A 26,630-nucleotide genomic window follows, 5' to 3' on the forward strand; every position below is an offset into this window, starting at 1 on the left:
ACCATCGAGAGGCGTGCGGCCCACACCGCGGGCAGATGGCACGCAGGAAGCCCGGACTAATAAGATGGCATTGAAATCCCCCGCGTTTCGTAAAAAATTTCCGTTGCTGGTCACCGGCAGTCTGCTGGCCCTGCAACCCCTGGCCTCTTCATTCGTAGTCGCGGCGCAGCAGTATGACTGCTCTGTCTCCGCTTCGGGTGCCTGGGACTGTGCGCCCAAGACACCGGCCGCCGCGTTGCCGCCGCGTCCCGTGCATGACGGCAGCGCGGTTTCCGACAGCGGCGCAGCTGCGGCCGACAGCAGCTCGGGCGAGGAAGCCGGCGAAAAGCCGATGCTCGTTACCGAAGCCAAGGGCCGTGGCCTGAAGTCGCGCAGTGCAGACTACAGTCACCTGGATTGGGTTCCACGAGAGAACCTCACCCCGGCGCAATTGGCTGAAACCGGGCCTTACTGCTCGGGTGCCTATATCGAGCCGACCCGTCCTGGCATGAACGACAAGACGGCCAAGAGCGACGCCCCCACCTTCCTCGGCGCCAAGGCGTCACGCTATCAGCAGGAAGAACAGGTGGCGACCCTGGCCGGTGACGTGGTCATGCGCCAAGGCAGCATGCAGGTCGAGGCCGACGAGGCCAGCCTGTATCAGGCCGAGAATCGCGGTGAGCTGAGCGGCAACGTGCGGGTACGCGACAACGGTGCGCTGATCGTCGGCGACCACGCCGATGTACAGCTGGACACCGGCGAAGCCAAGGTCGACAACGCCGAATATGTGATGCACAAGTCGCGCATCCGGGGTAACGCGCTGTACGCCAAGCGTGCCGAGAACGCGATCATCCGCCTCAAGGACGGTACGTACACCACGTGCGAACCGGGCAGCAACGCCTGGACGCTCAAGGGCAACAACATCACCCTGAACCCGGCCACCGGCTTCGGTACCGCGACCAACGTGACGCTGCGGGTCAAGGACTTCCCGGTCCTGTACACGCCGTACATCTACTTCCCGATCGACGACCGTCGCCAGTCCGGCTTCCTGCCGCCGACCATCGGCAGTGGCAGCGACACCGGTTTCCTGCTGGTCACCCCGTACTACTTCAACCTGGCGCCGAACTACGATGCCACGTTGTACCCGCGCTACATGGCCAAGCGCGGCCTGTTGATGGAAGGCGAGTTCCGCTACCTGACCAAATCCAGCGAAGGTCAGTTCGGTGCTGCGTACCTCAACGACGAGGACGATGAGCGCAGCGGGCAGAGCGACTACGACAAGACCCGCTACATGTATAACTGGCAGCACAAGGGCGGGCTCGATTCGCGCGTGCTGACGGAAGTCGATTACACCAAGATCAGCGATCCTTACTACTTCCAGGATTTGCAGACTGATCAGATTGGTGTCGAGTCCAGGGATTATGTGAACCAGCAAGGGGCCGTCAGCTATCGGGGGGACAACTATGTTGCCCGCTTGAATGCCCAGGCTTACCAGATGGCGACGATTTCGAAGATCACGCCTTATAACCGTCTGCCTCAGATCACGTTCAACGGTGAGCTCCCTCAGCATCCATATGGCCTGGACTTCGCTTACAAGACGGAGCTGGTGCGGTTTGATCGGGATTTGCGAACTGGCAACTATACCGATGAGGACGGTAATACCGAGCCGTGGCTGGATACCAACGTTCGCGGCCTGGCACGGGCTAACGGCAATCGCCTGAACCTGGCACCGGTTGTGAGCCTGCCGATGGAAGCAAGCTATGGCTTCATCAAGCCGTCGCTTAAATACAAGTACACCCAGTACGATCTGGACCTGGATGGCACCGGCAAATCGCAAATCGCCGCACAATCGGCCGAGACAGATCGCCTACGGGGTACTTATAGTGGCAGCCAGAGCCGCGGCGTTCCAATCGCCAGCATCGACAGCGGCCTGTACTTCGATCGCGACACCCAGTGGTTTGGCAGCAACTACCGTCAAACCCTGGAGCCGCGCCTGTTCTACCTCTATGTTCCAGAGAAAGATCAGAGCGACATCCCGGTTTTCGACACCGGCGAATCCACCTTCAGCTACTCCTCACTGTTCCGGGACAACCGTTTCTCCGGCTCCGACCGTGTCGGCGACGAGAACAAACTTTCCCTGGGCGTGACCAGCCGCTGGATTCAGGAAAACGGTTTCGAGCGCCAGCGCGTCAGCATCGGCCAGGCCTTTTACTTCAAGGACCGCAAAGTTCAACTGCCAGGCATCGACTTCAACACGCGTGAAGATGCCAAGTCAGACGTATCCCCATACGCACTGGATTACGAATTCCGCTGGAACCGCGACTGGCGCACCACGGCTACCTACAACTGGGACCCGGACACCCGCAGCCCCCGTTCGGGCAGCGCGATGTTCCACTATCAGCCAGAAGACAATCCGAACAAGGTCATCAACGCCGGTTATCGCTATCGCAACGATCAGGTTCGCTACGACCAGGCCACTGGCCAATGGTCCGTGGGCGGGGGCGACTACGGTACTCCGGGCACACCGGGCTACGTGAAGGACTACTACAAGATCCAGCAGCACGATTTCTCGGTCATCTGGCCAGTCGTGCCGCAGTGGAACCTCATCAGCCGCTGGCAGTATGACTACAACCGCAACCGTACCCTGGAAGCCTTCGGTGGTTTCGAATACGACAACTGCTGCTGGAAACTGCGCCTGATCAACCGCTACTGGGTCGACTATGAAGAGTTCAGTCAAGCCGCCCCGGAAAACGAAAAGGGCGACCACGGCATCTTCCTCCAAATTGTTCTGAAGGGACTCGGCGGCCTGACCGGCGCCAAGGTAGAGAGCTTCCTCGACAAAGGCATCCAAGGTTATCGTGAACGTGAAGACCAAGCTTTCTGATTGTCTGCGCCCGCTGATGCTGGGCGCGCTGTTCCTGGGTACCGCGGCCAACGCCGCGGTACAGTCCATCGATAAAGTGGTGGCCATTGTCGACAACGACGTGGTCATGCAGAGCCAGTTGGACCAGCGCGTCCATGAAGTGCAGCAAACCATCGCCAAGCGCGGCGGTGGCCAGCCGCCTCCAGGTGTGCTGGACCAGCAAGTGCTCGAACGCCTGATCGTCGAAAACCTGCAACTGCAGATCGGCGAACGTTCCGGTATCCGCATCACCGATGAAGAACTGAACCAGGCCGTCGGCACCATTGCCCAGCGCAATAACATGAGCATCGACCAATTCCGTGCCGCCCTGGCTCGCGACGGCCTCTCCTACGAGGACGCCCGCGACCAGATCCGCCGCGAAATGGTCATCAGCCGTGTGCGTCAGCGCCGCGTAGCCGAACGCATCCAGGTGTCGGAGCAGGAAGTGAAGAACTTCCTCGCCTCCGACCTGGGCAAGATGCAGCTTTCCGAAGAACTGCACTTGGCGAACATTCTGATTCCGACCCCGGAAAGCGCCAACTCCGAAGCGATCCAGAGCGCTTATCGCCAGGCGATGGATGTCTACCAGCAGCTCAAGCAAGGTGCTGATTTCGGCCAGATGGCCATTGCCAAGTCGGGCAGCGACAACGCCCTGGAAGGCGGCGACATGGGCTGGCGCAAGCCCGCTCAGCTGCCGCCTCCGTTCGACCGCGAACTGAGCGCCATGGCCGTGGGCGACATCACCCAGCCAGCGCGTACGCCAGGCGGCTTCATCATCCTGAAAGTGCTGGAAAAGCGCGGTGGTGGAACCCAGGTCCGCGACGAAGTGCATGTTCGCCACATCCTGATCAAGCCAAGCGAGATTCGCAGCGAAGCCGAGACCAAGCGCCTGGCTGAGAAACTCTACGACCGCATCGAAGCGGGCGAAGACTTTGCTGAACTGGCGAAGAGTTTCTCGGAAGACCCGGGGTCGGCCCTCAACGGCGGCGACCTGAACTGGGTTGACCCCAATGCACTGGTTCCAGAATTCCGCCAGGTCATGGCCGACACGCCGCAAGGCCAGTTGTCCAAGCCGTTCAAGAGCCCTTATGGCTGGCACGTGCTGGAAGTCCTTGGCCGCCGCGCCACTGACAGCACCACCCAGGCTCGCGAACAGCAGGCGATGACCGTATTGCGCAACCGCAAATACGACGAAGAGCTGCAAACCTGGCTGCGTCAGATTCGCGACGAAGCCTACGTTGAAATCAAACTTCCTGGTGCAGACCAGGCAGCGCAGTGAAACCCAAGCGTTTCGCGCTGACACCCGGCGAACCAGCCGGCATCGGTCCCGACCTGTGCCTGCTGCTCGCCTCGCAAGCCCAGCCACATCCCCTGATTGTCATCACCAGTCGCGACCTGCTCCTTGAGCGGGCCGCGCAGCTGGGGGTGGTCGTCGACCTGTTACCCGTGACACCGCAGGCCTGGCCGGACGTCCCGGCGCCCGCCAACAGCCTGTATGTCTGGGATACCCCCCTGGGTGCTCCGGTCGTCACCGGGCAGTTGGATAAGGCCAACGCCGCGTTCGTCCTGCAAACCCTGACCCGCGCAGGCGAAGGCTGCCTGGATGGGTCGTTCGCAGGCATGATCACCGCACCGGTGCACAAAGGTGTGATCAACGAGTCCGGGATTGCCTTTTCCGGGCACACTGAATTCCTGGCGGACCTGACCCACACCGCGCAAGTGGTGATGATGCTCGCTACCCGTGGCCTGCGAGTGGCCCTGGTGACCACTCACCTGCCCTTGCGCGACATCGCCGACGCCATCACCCCGGAACGCCTGGAACGGGTCACGCGCATCCTGTACGCCGACCTCCAGGAAAAATTCGGCATCGCCCAGCCACGCATCCTGGTCTGTGGGCTCAATCCCCATGCCGGTGAAGGCGGACACCTGGGCCGTGAAGAAATCGACATCATCGAACCTACCTTGGAGCGCTTGCGCAGCGAGGGCATGGACCTGCGTGGCCCGCTGCCTGCCGACACTCTGTTTACCCCAAAATATCTGGAGCACTGCGACGCAGTGCTGGCGATGTACCACGACCAGGGCCTGCCCGTGCTGAAGTACAAAGGCTTTGGCGCGGCGGTCAACGTGACATTGGGCCTGCCGATCATCCGCACCTCCGTGGACCATGGCACAGCCCTGGACCTGGCCGGCAGCGGCAAGATCGATACCGGCAGCCTGCAAGTCGCGCTGGAAACCGCCTACCAGATGGCCGAGACTCATTTATGACCGAGCAATACCAACACCGCGCGCGCAAGCGCTTCGGCCAGAACTTCCTGCATGACGCCGGCGTGATCGATCGCATCCTGCGCTCCATCCGGGCCAAGCCCGACGATCGCCTGCTGGAAATCGGCCCGGGCCAGGGCGCCCTGACCGAGGGCCTGCTCGACAGCGGCGCGCAACTGGACGTGGTGGAACTGGACAAGGACCTGGTCCCGATCCTCAACCAGCAATTCGCCGGCAGGAGCAATTTCAGCCTGCACCAGGGCGACGCGCTGAAGTTCGACTTCAATAGCCTGAACGCCGCGCCGAACAGCCTGCGGGTGGTGGGAAACCTGCCGTACAACATCTCCACGCCGCTGATCTTCCACCTGCTGAGCAATGCCGGCCTGATCCGCGACATGCACTTCATGCTGCAAAAAGAAGTGGTCGAGCGCCTCGCCGCCGGCCCTGGCGGTGGTGACTGGGGTCGCTTGTCGATCATGGTCCAGTACCATTGCCGGGTAGAACACCTGTTCAACGTCGGCCCGGGTGCATTCAACCCACCGCCGAAGGTCGATTCGGCCATCGTCCGCCTGGTGCCCCACGCCGTCCTGCCGCACCCGGCCAAGGATCATCGTTTGCTGGAGCGGGTGGTGCGCGAAGCGTTCAACCAGCGCCGCAAGACGCTGCGCAACACCTTGAAACTGCTACTCAGCAGCGCTGAAATCGAAGCCGCTGGCGTCGATGGCAGCCTGCGCCCCGAGCAGTTGGACCTGGCCGCTTTCGTGCGCCTGGCTGACAAGCTCAGCGAACAGGTCGCCCCGCAAGTCGACGCCAACTGAACGGATGACGATAGCTATCGGGCAGTACGCCAGTCTGGTCTACTACCCGATACTTGGCCTAGACTGATCTCCTGAGTCGCGCCCGCGCCCCGCTTCGTTTTTAAGGCCTTTTTGCATGTCCGATCCTCGTTATCAGGTCGACGTCAGCGTCACCACCCGTTTTCTGGCAGAACAGTCGCAACCCGAGCATGACCGCTTCGCCTTCGCCTACAGCATTACCGTGCGCAATAACGGCTCCTTGCCGGCCAGGCTGCTGTCGCGGCACTGGATCATCACCGACGGCGATGGCCATGTCGAAGAAGTGCGTGGCGAAGGCGTGGTCGGCCAGCAGCCGTTGATCGACGTCGGCAACAGCCACAGCTACAGCAGCGGCACGGTGATGACGACCAAGGTCGGCACCATGCAAGGCACCTACCAGATGCTGGCCGAGGACGGCAAACGCTTCGACGCCGTCATCAAGCCCTTTCGCCTGGCCGTGCCCGGAGCTCTTCACTAATGGCCACGTATGCGGTCGGCGACCTGCAAGGCTGCCTCGACCCGCTCAAATGCCTGTTGGAGCGCGTCGCCTTCGACCCGCAAAAAGATACGCTGTGGCTGGTGGGCGACCTAGTCAACCGTGGCCCGCAGTCCCTTGAGACGCTGCGTTTTCTCTACGGCATCCGCCAGTCGCTGGTGTGCGTGCTCGGTAACCACGACCTGCATCTGCTGGCCGCCTGGCAGAACATCGAACGCCTGAAAAAATCCGATACCCTGAACGAAATACTCGCAGCCCCCGATTGCGTTGAACTGCTGGAGTGGTTGCGCCAGCAAAAGCTCATGCACTACGACGAGGCGCGCAACCTGGCGCTGGTCCATGCCGGCATCCCGCCCCAATGGTCCCTGCGCAAGGCGCTCAAGTGCGCCGGCGAAGTCGAACAGGCATTGCGCGACGACAATCTGTTCGCCCCTTACCTGGACGGCATGTACGGTAACGAGCCGGTCAAGTGGGACAACAACCTCACCGGCAGCGCCCGCCTTCGCGTCATCACCAATTATTTCACGCGCATGCGCTTCTGCACCCGCGACGGCAAGCTCGACCTCAAGGGCAAGGAAGGCATCGAGACCGCACCGCCCGGCTATGCCCCCTGGTTCAAGCACGGTGAGCGCAAGACCCGTAACCTGAAGATCATTTTCGGGCACTGGGCAGCACTGGGAGGTCAATGCGACGAGCCCGGCGTCTTCGCCCTTGATACCGGTTGCGTGTGGGGCAGCGCCATGACGCTGATGAACGTCGACACCGGCGAGCAACTGCGTTGCGATTGCGATGAGCAGGGCCACGCCAAAACTCATCACCCGACCACTGCACCATTGCCGGCCGGCACTGCCGTCTGACCGGTGTTGCGCTTCAGGCTACAGGAGTCCCTCATGACCGAATTCAAACGCATCCCCCCGGAACAGGCCCAGGCCCTGCGCGAGCAAGGCGCGGTCGTTGTCGACGTCCGCGACCCAGCCACTTTTGCGGCTTTGCACATCAGCGGTTCCAGGCATCTGGATAACCATTCCATCGCCGACTTCATCCGTGCCGCCGATCTCGATGCACCGACGGTCGTGGTCTGCTATCACGGCAATTCCAGCCAGAGCGCAGCCGCTTATCTAATCAGCCAAGGCTTCAGCGACGTCTACAGCCTGGACGGTGGTTTCGAGTTGTGGCGTGCGACTTATCCGTCAGAAACAGCGCAAGACAATCACGAATAATTTTTTATGCCGTCCAAGCCCGCGTGAACCGTGGGCTTGAGCGATGGCGGACGAACGGTCTGCCATAACTAATTACGTATTCCACCTTTACCTCCGCGATTCCGAACTATCCTTAGCCTCAGGCCATCCAAAACAGGGGAGAGCCGGTACACCGGCGCGCGGGTCATCGGGAGTCAGCTTTCAGGAGCCTGCATTCTTGGAAGCATTCTGGGGGGGTAAACGGCAACTGGGTTCCCAGCGGCTGTCCAGCATCGACTGATTGATCCGACACCGGCTCCACGTATCGAGCGAGGTGACGTCATGAGCATTTTTAGCCACTTCCAGCAACGTTTCGAGTCCACGCGGCAAGAGGAATACTCGCTGCAGGAATACCTCGAACTCTGCAAGCAGGACCGCAGTGCCTATGTAACGGCTGCGGAACGTCTGTTGCTGGCAATCGGAGAACCGGAGCTGCTGGATACCTCGGCCAACTCGAGGCTTTCGCGGATTTTTTCCAACAAAGTGATTCGCCGCTATCCGGCCTTCGAAGACTTCCACGGGATGGAAGAATGCATCGACCAGATCGTGTCCTATTTCCGCCACGCCGCCCAAGGCCTGGAAGAGAAGAAACAAATCCTCTATCTGCTCGGCCCCGTGGGTGGCGGCAAATCGTCCCTGGCCGAAAAACTCAAGCAACTGATCGAAAAAGTGCCCTTCTATGCCATCAAGGGCTCGCCAGTGTTCGAGTCGCCCCTGGGGCTGTTCAACGCCACCGAGGATGGCGCGATCCTCGAGGAAGATTTCGGCATCCCACGCCGCTACCTCAGCACCATCATGTCGCCATGGGCGACCAAGCGCCTGGCCGAGTTTGGCGGTGACATCAGCCAGTTCCGGGTGGTCAAGCTCTACCCGTCGATCCTCAACCAGATCGCGGTGGCCAAGACCGAGCCGGGTGACGAAAACAACCAGGATATTTCGGCCCTGGTGGGCAAGGTCGATATCCGCAAGCTGGAAGAATTCCCACAGAACGACGCCGACGCCTACAGCTATTCGGGTGCGCTGTGCCGGGCCAACCAGGGCCTGATGGAATTCGTCGAAATGTTCAAGGCGCCCATCAAGGTGCTGCACCCGCTGCTGACCGCCACCCAGGAAGGTAACTACAACAGCACCGAGGGCCTGGGGGCCATTCCGTTCACCGGCATCCTGCTGGCTCACTCCAACGAGTCGGAATGGCATACCTTCCGCAACAACAAGAACAACGAGGCCTTCATCGACCGGATCTACATCGTCAAGGTGCCGTACTGCCTGCGAGTGACCGACGAGGTGAAGATCTACGACAAGCTGCTGTTCAACAGTTCGCTGTCCAAGGCTCATTGCGCCCCTGACACCCTGAAGATGCTTGCCCAGTTCACGGTGCTGTCGCGCCTCAAGGAACCGGAAAACTCCAACATCTATTCGAAGATGCGTGTGTACGACGGTGAAAACCTCAAGGACACCGATCCGAAGGCCAAGTCGATCCAGGAATACCGCGACAACGCGGGGGTCGATGAAGGGATGAACGGGCTGTCCACACGTTTCGCGTTCAAGATCCTGTCCAAGGTCTTCAACTTCGACCCCCACGAGATCGCGGCCAACCCGGTTCACCTGCTGTATGTACTGGAACAGCAGATCGAGCAGGAACAATTCCAGGCCGAAACCCGCGAGCGCTACCTGCGTTTCCTCAAGGAATACCTGGCCCCGCGCTACATCGAGTTCATCGGCAAGGAAATCCAGACGGCGTACCTGGAGTCCTACAGCGAGTACGGCCAGAACATCTTCGACCGCTACGTGCTGTACGCAGACTTCTGGATCCAGGACCAGGAGTACCGCGATCCGGAAACCGGCGAGATACTCAATCGCGTGGCCCTCAACGAGGAACTGGAAAAAATCGAGAAACCGGCGGGCATCAGCAATCCGAAGGACTTCCGCAACGAGATCGTCAACTTCGTACTGCGCGCCCGGGCCAACAACAACGGCAAGAACCCAACCTGGCTCAGCTATGAAAAGCTGCGGGTGGTCATCGAGAAGAAAATGTTCTCCAACACCGAAGACCTGCTGCCAGTCATCAGCTTCAACGCCAAGGCCAGCAAGGAGGACCAGCAAAAACACAACGACTTCGTCACACGCATGGTCGAACGTGGCTACACCGACAAACAGGTACGACTGCTCTCCGAGTGGTATCTGCGGGTCCGGAAATCGCAGTAAGCAGCGGCAAGCTTCTAGCTACAGACTGCTGGGAACGGCGTTGAGCCCAAGGCTCGACGCCACACCCCTTGCAGCTTGAGGCTTACGACTTGAAGCTCCCCTGGAGGGGCCTATGAGCTATGTGATCGACCGACGCCTTAATGGCAAGAACAAGAGCACGGTGAACCGCCAGCGGTTTCTGCGGCGTTACCGTGACCACATCAAGAAGGCCGTCGAAGAGGCGGTCAGCCGGCGTTCCATTACCGACATGGAACACGGCGAACAGATCAGCATCCCCGGCCGCGACATCGACGAGCCGGTGCTCCACCATGGTCGCGGCGGCAAACAGACCGTCGTGCACCCTGGCAACAAGGAGTTCACCAGTGGCGAGCACATCCCCCGTCCCCAGGGCGGAGGCGCCGGCAAGGGCCCCGGCAAGGCCGGCAACTCCGGCGAAGGCATGGATGAGTTCGTGTTCCAGATCACCCAGGAGGAATTCCTGGAGTTCATGTTCGAGGACCTGGAGCTGCCCAACCTGGTCAAGCGCAACCTGACCGGCACCGACACCTTCAAGACCGTGCGTGCCGGCATCAGCAATGAAGGCAACCCGTCACGCATCAACATCATCCGCACCCTTCGTTCAGCCCACGCCCGGCGCATCGCGTTGTCGGGCAGCAGCCGGGCAAAACTGCGCGAGGTCAAAGAAGAACTGGCCCGTCTGAAACGCGAAGAACCGGACAATTTCGGCGACATTCAGGACTTGGAGGCGGAAATCGAGAAGCTCAGCGCGCGCATCCACCGCGTACCGTTCCTCGACACGTTCGACCTCAAGTACAACCTGCTGGTGAAACAGCCAAACCCCAGCTCCAAGGCAGTGATGTTCTGCCTGATGGACGTGTCCGGCTCCATGACCCAGGCCACCAAGGACATCGCCAAGCGCTTCTTCATCCTGTTGTACCTGTTCCTGAAACGGAACTACGACAAGATCGATGTCGTGTTCATCCGCCACCACACCAGCGCCAGGGAAGTGGACGAAGAGGAATTCTTCTATTCCAGGGAAACCGGCGGCACCATTGTCTCCAGCGCCCTGAAGCTGATGCAGGAGATCATGGCCGAACGCTACCCGGCCAACGAATGGAACATCTATGCGGCCCAGGCGTCGGACGGCGACAACTGGAACGACGATTCACCGATCTGCCGTGACATCCTGATCAACCAGATCATGCCGTTCGTCCAGTACTACACCTATGTGGAAATTACTCCACGCGAACACCAGGCCTTGTGGTACGAATACGAACGGATTGCCGAAGCTTTTTCCGACACATTTGCCCAACAGCAACTGGTCTCGGCCGGGGATATTTACCCGGTCTTCCGTGAACTCTTCCAGCGCAGGTTAGTGACATGACCGCCAAAAAAGAGCAGAAGCGCCAGCCCATTTCCACCGGCTCCGAATGGACGTTCGAGCTGATCAAGGCCTACGACCGCGAAATCAGCCGTATCGCGGACCGATATGCCCTCGACACCTACCCGAACCAGATTGAGGTGATCACCGCCGAGCAGATGATGGACGCCTACGCGTCAGTCGGCATGCCGCTGGGCTATCACCACTGGTCCTACGGCAAGCACTTCCTCAGTACCGAGAAATCCTACAGCCGCGGCCAGATGGGACTGGCCTATGAGATCGTCATCAACTCCGACCCCTGCATCGCCTACCTGATGGAAGAAAACACCATCTGCATGCAGGCCCTGGTGGTGGCGCACGCCTGCTATGGGCACAACAGTTTCTTCAAGGGCAACTACCTGTTCCGCACCTGGACCGACGCCAGCTCGATCATCGATTACCTGGTGTTCGCCAAGCAATACATCATGCAGTGCGAGGAGCGCCATGGCATCGACGCGGTGGAGGACCTGCTGGACTCCTGCCACGCCCTGATGAACTACGGCGTGGACCGCTACAAGCGGCCTTATCCGATTTCCGCCGAAGAGGAACGCCGGCGCCAGAAGGATCGCGAAGAGCACCTGCAAAAACAGATCAACGATCTGTGGCGCACCATTCCCAAGGGTGCAGACAAGTACAACGAAAAAGACAATGCCCGTTTCCCTGCCGAGCCCCAGGAGAACATTCTCTATTTCATTGAAAAACATGCGCCGCTGCTGGAGCCCTGGCAGCGGGAAATCGTGCGCATCGTGCGCAAGATTGCCCAGTATTTCTATCCACAGCGCCAGACCCAGGTCATGAATGAGGGCTGGGCCACGTTCTGGCACTACACGCTGATGAACGATCTGTACGACGAGGGCCTGGTCACCGACGGTTTCATGATGGAGTTCCTGACGTCCCACACCAGCGTGGTGTTCCAACCGGGTTTCGACAGCCCGTACTACAGCGGCATCAACCCTTATGCGCTGGGTTTCGCCATGTACCGCGACATCCGGCGCATGTGCGAAAACCCCACCGAGGAAGATCGTCTCTGGTTCCCAGAAATCGCCGGCTCGGACTGGTTGTCCGCGATTAAATTCGCCATGAGCAGTTTCAAGGACGAAAGCTTCATCCTGCAGTACCTCTCACCCAAGGTAATCCGCGACCTGAAATTGTTCAGCATCCTTGATGATGATCAGAAAGATGACCTGTTGGTTCCTGCCATTCACGATGAGGGCGGCTACCGCATCATCCGCGAAACCCTGGCAGCGCAGTACAACCTGGGTAATCGCGAGCCCAATGTACAGATCTACAGCATCGATCGCCGCGGAGATCGCTCCCTCACCCTGCGGCACCAGGCGCACAACCGCAAACCATTGGGCGACTCCACCGACGAAGTGCTCAAGCACCTGCATCGCCTCTGGGGTTTCGACATCCACCTGGAAACCCTGCAAGGCGACCAAGTGATGAAAACCCATCACGTGCCCCCCAGGAGCGAACAAGCCGAAGGCGACTATGGCCGCCTGGACCTGGCCGTCATTCATCTTTGATCCCGTTTTCGCCTCCGGACGTCTGACGCAAAGGTTATCCTGTCGGACCAACGGAGGTTTTTTATGCAGATCTATAAAGTTGGCGGCGCCGTTCGCGATCGCCTGCTGGGCATTCCCGTCACCGACATTGATCGGGTCGTGGTGGGGGCCACCGCCGAGGAAATGCTCGCCAAGGGCTTTCGCCCTGTTGGGGCCGACTTCCCGGTATTCCTCGACCCGAAGACCGGTGATGAATACGCCCTCGCCCGCACCGAGCGCAAGAGCGGCCGAGGTTATGGCGGCTTCGTGTTCCATGCCAGCCCTGAAGTGACCCTGGAGGAGGACCTGGTTCGCCGGGATTTGACGATCAACGCCATGGCTGAAGACGACCATGGCAACCTGACCGATCCGTACCATGGCCAGCGCGATCTGGAAGCCCGCGTGCTGCGCCACGTTTCCCCCGCTTTCGCCGAAGATCCGCTCCGAGTCCTGCGGGTTGCCCGCTTCGCCGCGCGTTATGCTCCGCTGGGTTTCAAGGTGGCGGACGAAACCCTTGAACTGATGCGCCAACTCAGCGATTCCGGCGAGCTGGAAGCACTGACGGCCGAGCGTAGCTGGAAAGAAATTTCCCGCGCCCTCATGGAAAAACAGCCACAGGTATTTATCCAGGTCTTGCGCGACTGCACGGCCCTCAAGGTCCTGATGCCAGAGGTCGATGCGCTGTTTGGCGTACCCCAGCCTGAAGCTCATCACCCGGAAATCGACACCGGCGCCCATACCCTGAGCGTGCTGGAACAAGCCGCCCTGCATCGACAGCCGCTGACGGTCCGCTGGGCCTGCCTGCTCCATGACCTGGGCAAAGGCCTGACGCCCCAACACGAATGGCCGCGACACATCGCCCATGAGCACACGGGGTTGAAGCTGATCAAAGCGGTCAACGAGCGCCTCAAGGCGCCCCGCGACTGTCAGGAGCTGGCGTTGTTGGTCGGCCAATACCACACCCATGGCCATCGCGCGCTTGAGCTGAAGGCGTCTACGCTGCTTGAGCTGCTGCAGAGTTTCGATGTGTACCGTCGACCTCAGCGCTTCGAGGAGTTCATCGCAGCCTGTGAGATGGATGCTCGAGGGCGCAAAGGGCTTGAAGAACGGAGTTATCCACAGGCTGATTATCTGCGAGGCGCAGCAGCAGCGGCCCGCGCGGTGGCGGTGCAGCCTTTGCTGGAAAAGGGTTTCAAGGGACCGGAGCTGGGAGAGGCGATCAAGCGCGAGCGCCTCAGAGTGTTGAAGGCCTACAAGGAAGCGGCGAGCTGACGGGAGTTGTGTCAGTTTGCATTTTTGCTGGATGTTCCGCCGTCATCACGAGCTTGCTCGCGATAGCGGCAGGCGCCTCACAGCAGATTCGATGGCGTAAGCGGCTGGCCTCGCCATTCGAAAGCCACCGGCGCCAGCACCTGGTCGATTTGCGCTTCTTCCCACAGCGTGGCGAAGCTCTTGCCCACACCCGGATGAATTCGATCCGGCGCGATCAACGACAAAGGCCACAGGACGAAGGCGTTCTTGAGGATTTCCGCGCGCGGCAGGATCAACCCATCGAAGTTGCCGACCTGTTCGCCATACAACAACACGTCGATATCCAGCGGCAGTCCCTTGCGGTCCGGCGCATAGCGACCGTTGTCCGCCTCGATGAACTTGAGGCGACGATCCAGCTCCATCAGCGGCAGATCCGTGAAGGCCGAGACCACGAAATTGAAGAATGGCCCGCTCTTGATACCCACCGGCTGGCTCTCGAACACCGCCGAACAGCGCATGTCCACCAGGAAACCGGCCAAGGCCTCCAGACCGGCGCACAGATGGGTTTCGCGCTCGATATTGCTGCCGAGCCCGAGAAAAACCTGAGTCAGCGACATCCGCGCTCGATCTCCACGCCAACACCACTGGCCGCCGGCACGGCGCCAGGCTTGGTCACTTTCAGACGCAGCCAGGTGATCTTGAACTCATCCATGAGCGCCTGGGCCAGCCGCTCGGCAAAGGTCTCGACCAATTGGAACTGCGCCTGCTCGGCAAACGCCTGGATGCGCGACGACACGCTGGCGTAGTCGAGCGCCAGCGTCAGGTCGTCGCCCGCGGCGGCCGGGCGGTTGTCCCAGGCAAAGCTCAGGTCAAGCCGCAGGCACTGTCGGATGCCTCGCTCCCAGTCGTAGGCACCGATTACCGTGTCGACTTCCAGGCCCTCGATAAACACTCTGTCCAAGCACTCTTCTCCGCAGCACGACAAGGGCGCAATGCGCCGTTAGAATCAGGGCGTCCTCGCCCGGAATAGTTAGCATGTTTTGGTTACTGGCGATTCTCGCCTACCTGCTCGGCTCGCTGTCCTTCGCCATTCTGCTCAGCCGCCTGACCGGTCGCCCGGATCCGCGAATGAGTGGCTCGGGCAATGCCGGCGCCACCAACATGCTGCGCCTGGCCGGACGCAAACTCGCGATCCTGACCCTGCTGGGCGACCTCTGCAAAGGCCTTGTCCCGGTATTGATCGCCAGCCTTGCAGGACTCTCGTTGCAGCAACAGGCCTGGATCGGCGTCTGCGCCGTTATCGGCCATCTATTCCCGCTGTACTTTCGCTTTCGTGGCGGCAAGGGTGTCGCCACCGCCGCCGGCATGCTGCTGGGCCTGTACCCTCCCGCCGCCCTGCTGGCTGTCTGTGCCTGGCTGCTGACCTTCTACCTGACCCGCACCAGCTCACTGGCCGCGCTGATCGCCACGCCGCTGACCCTGCCGTTGCTGGCCTGGCAGGAACCGGAGGCCTTGCTACCCATGACCGCCCTGGTTGCACTGATCGTCTGGCGTCACCGGGGCAATCTACGCGACCTGTTCGCCGGGCGCGAACGGCATTTTTAAATGACGCTTCACAGGGGCGCCAACTGCTCCATCGGCCAGCGCGCCTGCACGCTGATCGCCAGGCTTTCGTGCTGGCCGGCCTGCAAACGCTGGCAGCCGGCAAAGGCAATCATCGCGCCGTTATCTGTGCAGAACTCCGGCCGGGCGTAGTAAACGTCGCCCTTCATGTCGCCGAGCATTTTCTCCAGCGATGTCCGCAAGGCCTTGTTCGCGCTCACTCCGCCAGCAATGACCAGGCGCTTGAGCCCGGCCTGTTTGAGGGCACGCTTGCACTTGATGGTCAAAGTCTCCACCACGGCCTGCTGGAACGCCAGCGAGATGTCGCAACGGGCTTGTTCACTGTCGTCCCCGGCGCTGACACACTGCTGCCAGGTGTTCAGGGCAAAGGTCTTCAGCCCGCTGAAACTGAAATCCAGGCCGGGACGGTCACACATCGGCCGCGGGAACACGAAACGACCCTCGACCCCTTGTGTTGCAAGCCGAGAGATTTCCGGCCCACCGGGATAATTGAGGCCCATCATCTTTGCAGTCTTGTCGAACGCTTCGCCGGCGGCATCGTCGAGGGTTTCGCCGAGCAGCTCGTATTGGCCGATCCCATCGACCCGAATGAGCTGCGTATGGCCGCCCGAGACCAACAAAGCGACGAACGGAAATTGCGGCGGTTGCGACTCCAGCATCGGCGCCAGCAGGTGGCCCTCCATGTGATGCACGCCCAGGGCCGGAATCCCCCAGGCAAAGGCCAGCGCCTGGGCACAAGAAGCGCCCACCAGCAACGCGCCCACCAGGCCCGGGCCGGCGGTGTAGGCGATGCCGTCGATCTCGGTCGGCACGCAGCCGGCTTCAGCCAGGACCTGACGGATCAAGGGCAGCATGCGCTTGACGTGATCGCGGGAGGCAAGCTCGGGCACCACCCCGCCGTAGGCGCGATGCAGGTCGATCTGACTGAACAGCGCGTCGGCCAGCAAGCCGCGTTCACTGTCGTAAAGTGCGACACCGGTTTCGTCGCAGGAGGTTTCTAATCCCAGTACTAGCATGGGTTTGCGCCTTGTAGAGGCTGAATTCGAAGGCGCGCATAATAGTCGCCGCGTTGTGCCCCGACCAGCGGTTTTCGATCAGAGGCTTTGCATTCCGAGCGATGAGGGGTTAACATCCGCAACCCTTAAAAACCGACGTCTTCAAGTGCTCTTTTGCCGCGAGGATGTTGACCCCGGTAATGAATGAAGGTAGCTCTGGATGCCAGCCGTCAAAGTAAAAGAGAACGAACCCTTCGACGTAGCTCTGCGTCGTTTCAAGCGCTCCTGCGAAAAAGCCGGTGTTCTGGCTGAAGTTCGTAGCCGCGAATTCTACGAGAAGCCGACTTCTGAGCGTAAGCGCAAGGCAGCAGCCGCTGTTAAGCGTCACGCCAAGAAAGTTCAGCGCGAACAGCGCCGCGCCGTACGTCTGTACTAATACACAGACGTCCGTAGCAAGCTTCTGCCAAGCCCGGCCTTCAAGCCGGGCTTATGGCATTTGCGGAATAACGCTTGATGCTTCACCGTCAAAGCCGCAGACGCGACCAAGACAACCTGCTTCACCGCGTCAGACCTGGCTCTTTTGCCAGCGGTGCACGTCTTTCCTGACGAGCCTTCCAAGGCTACCGACGAGCACACCCTGATTCCTCTAACGACGATCAGCCCAAGGCACCTGCCTGCGTGTCCGCTTCATGAGCTATCCGAGGCCTGAACGGCCGTTACCGGACTCAGCGCAACACATTCAAACAGTCGAATACTGATAGTTATTAACGTCAGTGGATTATCGGCAGATACACTTCCCGACAGCGATGATGCAGACGACCCGGTCGAGCCACCGATTTAGCGTGCCTCAAACCCAGACCCGGTTACGCCTGCCGATTTCGGGTCCATATTTCGCGCAGTGATGATGAGAACGCCATGGCCGGGCTGATTCCCCAGAGCTTTATTGACGACCTCCTGAACCGCACCGACATCGTCGACGTGGTCAGCTCTCGCCTGCAAATGAAGAAAGCGGGCAAGAACTACACGGCCTGCTGCCCGTTCCATAAAGAGAAAACACCTTCTTTCAGCGTCAGTCCCGACAAGCAGTTCTACTATTGCTTCGGCTGCGGCGCTGGCGGCAACGCCCTCGGCTTCATCATGGACCACGACAACCTGGACTTTCCCCAGGCCGTCGAAGAACTGGCCAAAGCCGCCGGCATGGAAATACCCCGCGAGGAAAGCGGTCGACAGCACAAGCCACGCCAACCGACCGATTCTCCACTTTACCCACTGCTGACGGCGGCGGCGGATTTTTATCGCCAGGCCCTCAAAAGCCATCCGGCACGCAAGGCCGCGGTGGATTATCTCAAGGGCCGCGGCCTGACCGGCGAAATCGCCAGGGACTTCGGCCTCGGCTTCGCCCCGCCCGGCTGGGACAACCTGTACAAACACCTGAGCAGCGATACGCTGCAACAGCGCGCCATGATCGACGCTGGCCTGCTGATTGAAAATGCCGAAACCGGCAAGCGCTACGATCGCTTCCGCGACCGGGTCATGTTTCCGATCCGCGACACACGCGGGCGGATCATCGCCTTTGGTGGCCGGGTGCTGGGCGACGACAAGCCGAAATACCTGAACTCCCCGGAAACCCCGGTGTTCCATAAGGGCCAGGAACTCTATGGCCTGTACGAAGCACGCAAGAACAACCGCAACCTCGACGAAATCATCGTCGTCGAAGGCTACATGGACGTTATTGCCCTGGCCCAGCAAGGCCTGCGCAATGCCGTCGCGACCCTGGGCACAGCCACCAGCGAAGAGCACATGAAGCGCCTGTTTCGCGTAGTGCCCAACGTGCTGTTCTGCTTCGACGGCGACCAGGCCGGCCGTAACGCCGCCTGGCGCGCACTGGAGGCCACCTTGCCGTGCCTGCAGGACGGACGCCGGGCACGCTTCCTGTTCCTGCCCGAGGGCGAGGATCCGGACACCCTGGTGCGCTCCGAGGGTACCGACGCGTTCCGTGCGCGGATCAATCAGCACGCACAACCGTTGGCCGATTATTTTTTCCAGCAGTTGACCGAAGAAGCCGATCCACGCTCCCTCGAAGGCAAGGCCCACATGGCCACCCTCGCGGCACCGCTGATCGACAAGGTGCCCGGCGCCAACCTGCGCACACTCATGCGCCAGCGCCTGACCGAGATCACCGGCCTGAACAGCGAAGCGGTCAATCAACTGGTGCACAGCGCCCCCCAGGAGGCGCCGCCGGCTTATGACCCGGGCATCGATTACGACGCGATGCCGGATTTCGCCGACTATCATCAACCCCAGCAGGATTACGCCCCCCAGCAGGAATGGACACCGAAAAAACCCGGCAGTGGCGGCAAGAAATGGGACAAGAAACCCTGGGACAAGAACGGCAAGCGCGGCGATCGCGACCAACCACGTGCCCCGCGCGTGCCGGCCGCCGTCGAACCACCAACACTGGCCGCCTTGCGCACCTTGCTGCATCACCCGCAACTGGCGGAAAAAGTAGAGGACGCCGGGCACTTCGCCGCCGAGGACCACAGCAATACGCAATTGCTGGTTGCACTCCTTGAAGCCGTGCAGAAGAACCCCAAGTTAAACTCTTTCCAGTTGATCGCACGGTGGCACGGGACCGAGCAGGGGCGCCTGTTGAAGGCCCTGGCCGAGAAGGAATGGCTGATTGAAGGAGACAACCTTGAACAACAGTTTTTCGACACCATTACTAGCTTGTCCGCCCGCCAACGCGAGCGAAACCTGGAACAACTTCTGCGAAAAGCTCGCCAGAGCGAGTTGACCAGCGAAGAGAAAAACCAATTGCGCGACTTACTCAGCCGCAATGTTTGCGCATCAAACCCGACCTCAACTGGCGCGTGAGGTCACAGCTCAGGTATAATCCTCGGCTTGTTTTTTGCCCGCCAAGACCTTCAGTGGATAGGGTGTTATGTCCGGAAAAGCGCAACAGCAGTCTCGTATCAAAGAGTTGATCCTATTGGGTCGTGAGCAGGGCTACCTGACTTACGCGGAGGTCAACGACCACCTGCCGGAGGATATTTCAGATCCGGAACAGGTGGAAGACATCATCCGCATGATCAACGACATGGGGATCAACGTATTCGAGGTTGCTCCAGATAAGGATGCCCTTATGCTGGCCGACGCCGATACCGACGAGGCGGCCGCTGAAGAAGCGGCCGCAGCGTTGGCAGCGGTCGAGACCGACATTGGTCGCACCACCGACCCCGTGCGCATGTACATGCGTGAAATGGGTACGGTAGAGCTCCTCACACGTGAAGGCGAAATCGAAATCGCCAAGCGTATTGAAGAAGGCATCCGTGAAGTGATGGGCGCAATCGCGCACTTCCCTGGCACGGTTGACCATATTCTCTCCGAGTACACCCGCGTCACCACCGAAGGTGGTCGCCTGTCCGACGTCTTGAGCGGCTATATCGATCCGGACGACGGCATCGCGCCGCCTGCCGCCGAAGTGCCGCCGCCGATCGATCCGAAAGCCGTCAAGGCCGACGACGACACCGATGACGACGACGCCGAAGCGAGCGACGACGAGGAAGAAGCCGAAAGCGGTCCGGATCCGGTCATCGCAGCACAGCGTTTCGGCGCTGTGGCCGACCAGATGGAAATCACCCGCAAGGCGCTGAAAAAGCACGGCCGCAACAACAAGCAGGCGATTGCCGAGCTGTTGGCACTGGCCGAGCTGTTCATGCCGATCAAACTGGTGCCGAAGCAATTCGAAGGCCTGGTCGAGCGTGTTCGCAGTGCCCTGGATCGCCTGCGCCAGCAAGAGCGCGCGATCATGCAGCTTTGCGTACGTGATGCCCGCATGCCGCGCGCCGACTTCCTGCGCCAGTTCCCGGGCAACGAAGTCGACGAAAGCTGGACCGATGCTCTGGCCAAGGGCAAGAGCAAATACGCCGAAGCCATTGGTCGCCTGCAACCGGACATCATTCGTTGCCAGCAGAAGCTGACCGCGCTGGAAACCGAAACCGGTTTGACGATCGCCGAAATCAAGGACATCAACCGTCGCATGTCGATCGGCGAGGCCAAGGCCCGTCGCGCGAAGAAAGAGATGGTCGAAGCGAACTTGCGTCTGGTGATCTCCATCGCCAAGAAGTACACCAACCGCGGCCTGCAATTCCTCGACCTGATCCAGGAAGGCAACATCGGCCTGATGAAGGCGGTGGACAAGTTCGAATACCGTCGCGGCTACAAGTTCTCGACTTATGCCACCTGGTGGATCCGTCAGGCGATCACTCGCTCGATCGCCGACCAGGCCCGCACCATTCGTATCCCGGTGCACATGATCGAGACGATCAACAAGCTCAACCGTATTTCCCGGCAGATGCTGCAGGAAATGGGTCGCGAACCGACGCCGGAAGAGCTGGGCGAACGCATGGAAATGCCTGAGGACAAGATCCGCAAGGTATTGAAGATCGCCAAAGAGCCGATCTCCATGGAAACCCCGATCGGCGATGACGAAGACTCCCATCTGGGTGACTTCATCGAAGACTCCACCATGCAGTCTCCGATTGATGTCGCCACTGTCGAGAGTCTCAAGGAAGCGACTCGCGAAGTACTCTCCGGCCTCACTGCCCGTGAAGCCAAGGTACTGCGCATGCGCTTCGGCATCGACATGAATACCGACCACACCCTTGAGGAAGTCGGTAAGCAGTTCGATGTAACCCGTGAGCGGATTCGTCAGATCGAAGCCAAGGCATTGCGCAAACTGCGCCACCCGACGCGAAGCGAGCATCTACGCTCCTTCCTCGACGAGTGACCCTTCAAAACCCCCGGCCCTGCCGGGGGTTTTGTTATGCACAGATAAAATCCCCCTCGTTACACTCCACCACCCTGTTGCCCGTCTACACTCGAATCATCCTCCCCAAGCCATGACGAGACAGTGATGCCCAGACTGACGGCCGCGCTTTTGCTGTCATTGATGACCTGGACCGCAACAGCTGGCGCGTTGACGCTCACCGACGAGGAGCTCCGCTGGCTCAAGGACCACCCCGACCTGCGCCTGGGTGTCGATGCCTCATGGCCGCCGTTTGAGTTTCGCGATGACCAGGGCCGCTATCAGGGCTTGGCCGCCGACTACGTCGACATCATTCGTGAACGGCTGGCCATCAAGCTCACACCCATCGAGCCGGTCAGCTGGACCGCCGTGCTCGAGCAGGTCGCACAGGGCAAAATCGACCTTTTGCCGGGCATCATGTCCACACCGGAGCGGCAGAATTACCTGGCGTTTACCCGGCCTTACCTGGATTTCCCCATTGTCATCCTGGCCCACCGCGGTGGCGCCCAGCCTCACAGCCTCAATGAGCTGTACGGGCTGAAAATCGCCGTGGTGGAGAACTATGCCCCCCATGAATTGCTGCGCAACCACCATCCCGACCTGAACCTGGTAGCGCTGCCCAACGTCAGTTCAGCCCTGCAAGCACTGGCAACCGATGAAGTGGACGCGGTGGTGGGCGATCTGGCTTCCAGCGTCTGGAGCCTGCGCCAACTCAAGCTCGAAGGCCTTTATGTCAGCGGGGAAACGCCTTATCGCTATCAGTTGGCAATGGCCGTCCCTCGAGACAACAAGGTATTGGTGGGCATCCTGGACAAAGTCCTGGCAGACATGAGCCCGGCCGAGGTCGCCGAGATCCAGCAGAAGTGGGTCGGCAATGTGCACGACTATCGCCAGCTCTGGTCAGACTTACTGTTTTACGGCCTGCCTGCGCTGCTGCTGATGGTCGGCATACTGGCGGTGGTGATTCGCATCAACCGCCGACTCAGCTCGGAAATCGCCCGACGGGTCGAGCTTGAGCAGGAGCTGCGCAGCAGCGAATACCATTACCGTGGGCTGGTGGAGAGCCTGTCGGCCATTGCCTGGGAGGCAAGGGTCAGCGATTTCACCTACAGCTACGTGTCGCCCCACGCCGAAGACCTGTTGGGCTATCCCCTCTCCCATTGGCTGGTCCCAGGTTTCTGGCGCAACATCATTCATCCGGCCGACCTGATCCGCGCCCAGACCTACTGCGATCATGAAGTGCTGGCAGGTCGCGACCACTGCGTCGATTATCGCGTGATCACCGCCGATGGCCGCTGCCTGTGGGTGCGCGATATTGTCAGCCTGATCGAGCACGGGCACGAACCGGTAATGCGCGGGCTGATGATCGATATCAGTGAAGCCAAGCGCACCGAGGAAGCACTGCGCCTTTCGGAGCAGAAATTTGCCTCGGTATTCCGCCAGTGCCCGGACATCCTGGTGATTGCACGGTTATTGGACGGTTGCCTGCTGGAGGTCAACAAGGCCTTCGAAGAACAGATCGGTTTGAGTGCCGCCGAGGTGGTGGGACACAGCGCAACCGAACTGAATATCTGGGGCATCCAGGGCGTGGGCCCGGGCCTGTTGCAGCGTTTGCAGGCCGGCAGCATCCGCAACCTGGAAATGCCCTTTCGCCGTAGCAATGGCCAACTGTTCACCGGGCTGATCTCCGCCGAGCCCTTCGATCTCGACACGACGCCAGCCCTGGTCGTGGTGGTGCGGGACATCAGCCAGCTCAAGGAAACCCAGCAGCAATTACAGACCTCCGAAGAGAAGTTCGCCAAGGCGTTCCACGCCTCGCCCGACGGCCTGCTGCTGTCCCGGCAAAGCGACGGCTTGCTGATCGAAGTCAACGAAGGCTTCAGCCGCATTACCGGCTTCAACAGCGCCCTGTCGGTGGACCGCTCCACCTTGGACCTGGGCATCTGGGTCAACCTCAACGAGCGAAAGCAGATGCTCGACCTGCTGAAGCGGGACGGCTTCGTCAGGGATTTCAGCTGCCATATCCGTCGCAACGACGGGCAGATCCGGCTGTGCGAAGTCTCCAGCCGCCCGCTGCCCATCGGCAACGAAGACTGCATGCTGACCATCGCCCGGGACATCACCGAACGCCACCTCATGCAGGAGAAACTGCAACAGGCCGCCACCGTGTTCGAAAGCACTGCCGAAGGCGTGCTGATCACCGATACGCAACAGCACATCAGCGCAGTGAACCGAGCCTTCACCGAAATCACCGGCTACAGCGAAACCGAAGCCTTGGGCCATACACCTCGGTTGTTGGCTTCAGGCCTGCATGACAGCGCGTTTTACGCCGCGATGTGGCACCAGTTGACGGCGGAGGGCCACTGGCAGGGAGAGATCTCCAATCGGCGCAAGAACGGCGAACTCTACCCTAGCTGGCTGACCATCAGCGCGGTGCGCAATCGGGATCGACAGATCACCCACTTCGTCGCGGTCTTCGCCGATATCTCCAGCCTCAAACACGCCCAGGCCCGCCTCGATTACCAGGCCCACCACGACCCGCTGACGGGCCTGCCGAATCGCACACTGTTCGAAAGCCGCTTGCTGGCAGCTCTCAATGGCCAGCAGGAAAACGGTGGACAGGGTGCCGTGCTGTTCCTGGACCTGGACCGCTTCAAGCACATCAATGACAGCCTCGGGCACCCGGTCGGCGACCTGTTGCTCAAGGGCATTGCCGTACGCTTGCGCGAGCAGTTGCGTGACATCGACACCGTGGCGCGCCTGGGCGGGGACGAGTTCATTATCCTGCTGCCGGGCCTGCAACAGCCCAGCGATGCCGAGCACATCGCCCAGAAACTGCTGAACTGCTTTGCCGCGCCATTCCAGGCCGGCGAGCACGAGTTCTTCATCAGCGCCAGCATCGGCACCAGCCTCTACCCACAGGATGGCTGCGACGTCGCCACGCTGGTCAAGAACGCTGACGCGGCGATGTACCGCTCCAAAGCCAAGGGCCGCAACCGGGTGGAGAAATACACCTGCGACCTCACCGCCCAGGCCAGCGAGCGCGTGGCCTTGGAACACGAGCTGCGACGAGCGATCGAGCGCAACGAACTGTCACTGTCCTTTCAACCGAAAATCAGCCTCGCCGATAACCGCCTGGTGGGCGCCGAGGCGCTGATTCGCTGGTATCACCCGACATTTGGTGACGTCCCGCCCGAACACTTCATCCCGTTGGCGGAAGAAAACGGCATGATCCTGCAAATAGGCGACTGGGTACTGGAACGCGCCTGCCGGCAACTGTGCGAATGGAACAGCACCTACGAAAGTCTCGGCCCCCTCTCGGTCAACCTGGCCGGTGCCCAACTGCGCCAACCCAACCTGCTGGGGCGTATCGAGCAACTGCTGCGCGAACACCAGCTCCAGCCCGACTTATTGCAACTGGAAATTACCGAAAACTTCATCATGAGCCAGGCCGAAGAGGCCCTGACGGTGCTGCACCAGTTGAAAAACCTCGGCGTGCAACTGGCCATCGACGACTTCGGCACGGGCTATTCCTCCCTGAGTTACCTCAAGCGCCTGCCGCTGGATATCCTCAAGATCGACCAATCCTTCGTCCGCGGCCTCCCCGACGACCCCCACGACGTGGCCATCGTGCGGGCAATCATCGCACTGGGCCGCAGCATGCAATTCACCATCATCGCCGAGGGCGTCGAAACCCTGGCCCAGCAGCAATTCCTGACCGAAGAAGGTTGCGAACAGATCCAGGGCTACATCGTCAGCCTGCCTCTGGGCGCCGACGAATTTGCCGCAACGTTTCTTCGTGTGACCGTATCGGATTTTTCGGATAGCACAGCCGAGAAACCGTCGCTATAATCCGCGGCCTACTGAGGGCCTATAGCTCAGTTGGTTAGAGCAGAGGACTCATAATCCTTTGGTCCACGGTTCGAGTCCGTGTGGGCCCACCATACAAAAAGCCGCGCATTGCGCGGCTTTCGCGTTTTTGAGACTGTGGACTTTGCGCTAGGCGAAGGTTTTCATGAACGGCTCTGCAAACAGGTAGTCCCCAACGAGCCTTCCACTGTCGCCTTCAGGCGTTGCAACCCGCAGCACAAACACTGCGCATCCCAAGTCCCTTGAAGGCAGCGACCCGATTGAACATCGACACACGCATCAAATTCCGTCATCTGGTGTGTTTTCTCGAAGTGGCGCGCCAGGGAAGCCTGGCCCGTGCGGCAGACAAACTGGCAATCAGCCAACCAGCGCTTTCCAAGACGTTGAAGGAGTTGGAAACGTTGCTGGCCGCCGTGTTGTTCGAACGAAGCAAGAAGGGGGCGACTCTGACGGAAGCCGGCGCAGCTTTTCTGCGATATGCGGGGCCAAGCGTGCAAGCGCTGCGCGAGGGGGTCAACAGCCTGCGCGCAGGTGTCCACGAGCCCGTTGCCATTAGCGTTGGCGTGCTGTCCACGGTTGAAAGCCTGTTGGTCCCTGAGGTTGTCTGTCGATTGCATGCTCGACATCCGGCCCTGGTAATCAGCGTGGTGACCGGCCCCAGTGCGCATTTGCTATCGCAACTGCGCGTCGGTGAACTGGACCTGGTGGTTGGCCGAATGACCGATAGCCCATTGATTCATGGGCTGGCGTTCGAACACCTCTACAGCGAGTCCATGACCCTGGTGGTGTGTAACGACCATCCTGTGCTCGCGAATCCACAGGGGCATAGGAATCTCGAGGACTATCCCTGGGTGCTTCCATTGGCGGGGACGACCATCCGTAAATTCGCCGACGCCCTGTTTGTTCAGCACGGCATTACCCCATCACGCCAACGCCTGGAAACCCTATCGGTCGCGTTGAGTCGGCGCTACGTACAATGCAGCCACGCCATCTGGGTTGCACCTTTCGACGCGGTCCGGCAGGACTTGAAACAAGGCGTTTTGGTGGAGCTGGAACTAGGGGCACGCGAACCAGGCGGCTCAGTGGGGCTGTGCACCAATCCCGCGTTGCCGGTGACACCCCAGGCGCAGTGGTGCATGGAGGCACTTCGCGAAGTCGGACAGGAATACCTTGAAGGAAAATATCCATAACCATTTGGACAT

At 60.4% G+C, this 26,630-nt stretch carries 20 protein-coding genes and 1 tRNA gene; 18 read left to right on the top strand and 3 right to left on the bottom strand.

Annotated elements, in window-relative coordinates; translation table 11 throughout:
* The first annotated feature begins 64 nt into the window (after positions 1 to 64).
* The 11 genes from HU749_RS27180 (at position 65) to HU749_RS27230 (ending at position 14,154) form a co-directional block, all read left to right on the top strand.
* Positions 65 to 2,863, top strand: coding sequence for an LPS-assembly protein LptD (locus HU749_RS27180; protein ID WP_095962970.1), 2,799 nt, complete (start codon positions 65 to 67; stop codon positions 2,861 to 2,863).
* Positions 2,844 to 4,160, top strand: a complete 1,317-nt coding sequence (surA, locus tag HU749_RS27185; RefSeq protein WP_013694355.1) for a peptidylprolyl isomerase SurA — start codon at positions 2,844 to 2,846, stop codon at positions 4,158 to 4,160. The genes HU749_RS27180 and surA overlap by 20 nt, the downstream gene beginning before the upstream one ends.
* A complete protein-coding gene (pdxA, locus tag HU749_RS27190) occupies positions 4,157 to 5,146 on the top strand; it encodes a 4-hydroxythreonine-4-phosphate dehydrogenase PdxA (RefSeq protein ID WP_186652108.1) in 990 nt (329 codons plus the stop codon). The genes surA and pdxA overlap by 4 nt, the downstream gene beginning before the upstream one ends.
* Positions 5,143 to 5,961 (top strand): 16S rRNA (adenine(1518)-N(6)/adenine(1519)-N(6))-dimethyltransferase RsmA, encoded by an 819-nt coding sequence (gene rsmA, locus HU749_RS27195; protein WP_014340513.1) that lies wholly within the window; start codon positions 5,143 to 5,145, stop codon positions 5,959 to 5,961. The genes pdxA and rsmA overlap by 4 nt, the downstream gene beginning before the upstream one ends.
* 115 nt (positions 5,962 to 6,076) lie before the next feature.
* Positions 6,077 to 6,457, top strand: coding sequence for a Co2+/Mg2+ efflux facilitator ApaG/CorD (apaG, locus tag HU749_RS27200; protein WP_186652110.1), 381 nt, complete (start codon positions 6,077 to 6,079; stop codon positions 6,455 to 6,457).
* A complete protein-coding gene (locus HU749_RS27205) occupies positions 6,457 to 7,332 on the top strand; it encodes a symmetrical bis(5'-nucleosyl)-tetraphosphatase (RefSeq protein ID WP_046064554.1) in 876 nt (291 codons plus the stop codon). Before apaG ends, HU749_RS27205 begins: the two co-directional genes overlap by 1 nt.
* A 33-nt stretch (positions 7,333 to 7,365) precedes the next feature.
* Positions 7,366 to 7,695 carry a thiosulfate sulfurtransferase GlpE gene (gene glpE / locus HU749_RS27210; RefSeq protein WP_014340515.1) on the top strand — a complete coding sequence of 110 codons (330 nt, stop codon included), beginning with the start codon at positions 7,366 to 7,368 and terminating at the stop codon, positions 7,693 to 7,695.
* 300 nt (positions 7,696 to 7,995) lie between these two features.
* Positions 7,996 to 9,918 (top strand): PrkA family serine protein kinase, encoded by a 1,923-nt coding sequence (locus HU749_RS27215; RefSeq protein WP_014340516.1) that lies wholly within the window; start codon positions 7,996 to 7,998, stop codon positions 9,916 to 9,918.
* A gap of 112 nt (positions 9,919 to 10,030) precedes the next feature.
* Positions 10,031 to 11,302, top strand: coding sequence for a YeaH/YhbH family protein (locus HU749_RS27220; RefSeq protein ID WP_018607231.1), 1,272 nt, complete (start codon positions 10,031 to 10,033; stop codon positions 11,300 to 11,302).
* Entirely contained in the window at positions 11,299 to 12,864 is a 1,566-nt protein-coding gene (locus HU749_RS27225; RefSeq protein WP_014340518.1) for a SpoVR family protein, read from the top strand. The genes HU749_RS27220 and HU749_RS27225 overlap by 4 nt, the downstream gene beginning before the upstream one ends.
* A gap of 63 nt (positions 12,865 to 12,927) precedes the next feature.
* Complete coding sequence (locus HU749_RS27230; RefSeq protein WP_186652112.1) at positions 12,928 to 14,154, top strand: multifunctional CCA addition/repair protein; 1,227 nt, start codon at positions 12,928 to 12,930, stop codon at positions 14,152 to 14,154.
* Positions 14,155 to 14,231: 77 nt separating this feature from the next.
* Here the strand turns inward: HU749_RS27230 and folK are convergent, their stop codons facing one another.
* Together folK and folB are read right to left on the bottom strand one after the other, a co-directional pair.
* On the bottom strand, positions 14,232 to 14,750 hold the full coding sequence (gene folK, locus HU749_RS27235) for a 2-amino-4-hydroxy-6-hydroxymethyldihydropteridine diphosphokinase (protein WP_186652114.1): 519 nt from the start codon (positions 14,748 to 14,750) through the stop codon (positions 14,232 to 14,234).
* Positions 14,741 to 15,094, bottom strand: coding sequence for a dihydroneopterin aldolase (folB, locus tag HU749_RS27240; protein ID WP_018607238.1), 354 nt, complete (start codon positions 15,092 to 15,094; stop codon positions 14,741 to 14,743). The genes folK and folB overlap by 10 nt, the downstream gene beginning before the upstream one ends.
* Before the next feature lie 74 nt (positions 15,095 to 15,168).
* Between folB and plsY the strand changes: the two genes are divergently transcribed.
* Positions 15,169 to 15,738, top strand: coding sequence for a glycerol-3-phosphate 1-O-acyltransferase PlsY (plsY, locus tag HU749_RS27245; RefSeq protein ID WP_046064550.1), 570 nt, complete (start codon positions 15,169 to 15,171; stop codon positions 15,736 to 15,738).
* Positions 15,739 to 15,746: 8 nt separating this feature from the next.
* On the opposite strand, the gene tsaD is transcribed toward plsY, so the two are convergent.
* Positions 15,747 to 16,772 carry a tRNA (adenosine(37)-N6)-threonylcarbamoyltransferase complex transferase subunit TsaD gene (gene tsaD / locus HU749_RS27250; protein ID WP_014340523.1) on the bottom strand — a complete coding sequence of 342 codons (1,026 nt, stop codon included), beginning with the start codon at positions 16,770 to 16,772 and terminating at the stop codon, positions 15,747 to 15,749.
* Positions 16,773 to 16,971: 199 nt separating this feature from the next.
* Between tsaD and rpsU the strand changes: the two genes are divergently transcribed.
* The 6 genes from rpsU (at position 16,972) to pcaQ (ending at position 26,618) form a co-directional block, all read left to right on the top strand.
* Positions 16,972 to 17,187 (top strand): 30S ribosomal protein S21, encoded by a 216-nt coding sequence (gene rpsU / locus HU749_RS27255; RefSeq protein ID WP_002551877.1) that lies wholly within the window; start codon positions 16,972 to 16,974, stop codon positions 17,185 to 17,187.
* A gap of 479 nt (positions 17,188 to 17,666) precedes the next feature.
* Complete coding sequence (dnaG, locus tag HU749_RS27260) at positions 17,667 to 19,625, top strand: DNA primase (RefSeq protein WP_024616738.1); 1,959 nt, start codon at positions 17,667 to 17,669, stop codon at positions 19,623 to 19,625.
* Positions 19,626 to 19,692: 67 nt separating this feature from the next.
* Complete coding sequence (gene rpoD, locus HU749_RS27265) at positions 19,693 to 21,540, top strand: RNA polymerase sigma factor RpoD (RefSeq protein WP_046064549.1); 1,848 nt, start codon at positions 19,693 to 19,695, stop codon at positions 21,538 to 21,540.
* Between the two features lie 126 nt (positions 21,541 to 21,666).
* Positions 21,667 to 25,410, top strand: a complete 3,744-nt coding sequence (locus tag HU749_RS27270; RefSeq protein WP_186652116.1) for a bifunctional diguanylate cyclase/phosphodiesterase — start codon at positions 21,667 to 21,669, stop codon at positions 25,408 to 25,410.
* Positions 25,411 to 25,425: 15 nt separating this feature from the next.
* A tRNA-Ile gene (locus HU749_RS27275) sits at positions 25,426 to 25,502 on the top strand.
* A 186-nt stretch (positions 25,503 to 25,688) separates the two neighbouring features.
* Positions 25,689 to 26,618 (top strand): pca operon transcription factor PcaQ, encoded by a 930-nt coding sequence (pcaQ, locus tag HU749_RS27280; RefSeq protein ID WP_186652118.1) that lies wholly within the window; start codon positions 25,689 to 25,691, stop codon positions 26,616 to 26,618.
* Positions 26,619 to 26,630 lie beyond the last annotated feature (12 nt).

Origin of the sequence: Pseudomonas ogarae (assembly GCF_014268695.2) — a bacterium.
Taxonomy (GTDB): Bacteria; Pseudomonadota; Gammaproteobacteria; order Pseudomonadales; family Pseudomonadaceae; genus Aquipseudomonas; species Aquipseudomonas kilonensis.

What these genes read in the sequence shown, in the direction of transcription:
- HU749_RS27225 (WP_014340518.1), top strand. Translation starts at nt 11,299, where the DNA reads ATGACCGCCAAAAAAGAGCAGAAGCGCCAGCCCATTTCCACCGGCTCC.
- tsaD (WP_014340523.1), bottom strand. Translation starts at nt 16,772, where the DNA reads ATGCTAGTACTGGGATTAGAAACCTCCTGCGACGAAACCGGTGTCGCA.
- HU749_RS27215 (WP_014340516.1), top strand. Translation starts at nt 7,996, where the DNA reads ATGAGCATTTTTAGCCACTTCCAGCAACGTTTCGAGTCCACGCGGCAA.
- rpoD (WP_046064549.1), top strand. Translation starts at nt 19,693, where the DNA reads ATGTCCGGAAAAGCGCAACAGCAGTCTCGTATCAAAGAGTTGATCCTA.
- rsmA (WP_014340513.1), top strand. Translation starts at nt 5,143, where the DNA reads ATGACCGAGCAATACCAACACCGCGCGCGCAAGCGCTTCGGCCAGAAC.
- rpsU (WP_002551877.1), top strand. Translation starts at nt 16,972, where the DNA reads ATGCCAGCCGTCAAAGTAAAAGAGAACGAACCCTTCGACGTAGCTCTG.
- apaG (WP_186652110.1), top strand. Translation starts at nt 6,077, where the DNA reads ATGTCCGATCCTCGTTATCAGGTCGACGTCAGCGTCACCACCCGTTTT.
- HU749_RS27230 (WP_186652112.1), top strand. Translation starts at nt 12,928, where the DNA reads ATGCAGATCTATAAAGTTGGCGGCGCCGTTCGCGATCGCCTGCTGGGC.
- HU749_RS27180 (WP_095962970.1), top strand. Translation starts at nt 65, where the DNA reads ATGGCATTGAAATCCCCCGCGTTTCGTAAAAAATTTCCGTTGCTGGTC.
- folK (WP_186652114.1), bottom strand. Translation starts at nt 14,750, where the DNA reads ATGTCGCTGACTCAGGTTTTTCTCGGGCTCGGCAGCAATATCGAGCGC.
- HU749_RS27205 (WP_046064554.1), top strand. Translation starts at nt 6,457, where the DNA reads ATGGCCACGTATGCGGTCGGCGACCTGCAAGGCTGCCTCGACCCGCTC.
- plsY (WP_046064550.1), top strand. Translation starts at nt 15,169, where the DNA reads ATGTTTTGGTTACTGGCGATTCTCGCCTACCTGCTCGGCTCGCTGTCC.
- HU749_RS27220 (WP_018607231.1), top strand. Translation starts at nt 10,031, where the DNA reads ATGAGCTATGTGATCGACCGACGCCTTAATGGCAAGAACAAGAGCACG.
- glpE (WP_014340515.1), top strand. Translation starts at nt 7,366, where the DNA reads ATGACCGAATTCAAACGCATCCCCCCGGAACAGGCCCAGGCCCTGCGC.
- dnaG (WP_024616738.1), top strand. Translation starts at nt 17,667, where the DNA reads ATGGCCGGGCTGATTCCCCAGAGCTTTATTGACGACCTCCTGAACCGC.
- HU749_RS27270 (WP_186652116.1), top strand. Translation starts at nt 21,667, where the DNA reads ATGCCCAGACTGACGGCCGCGCTTTTGCTGTCATTGATGACCTGGACC.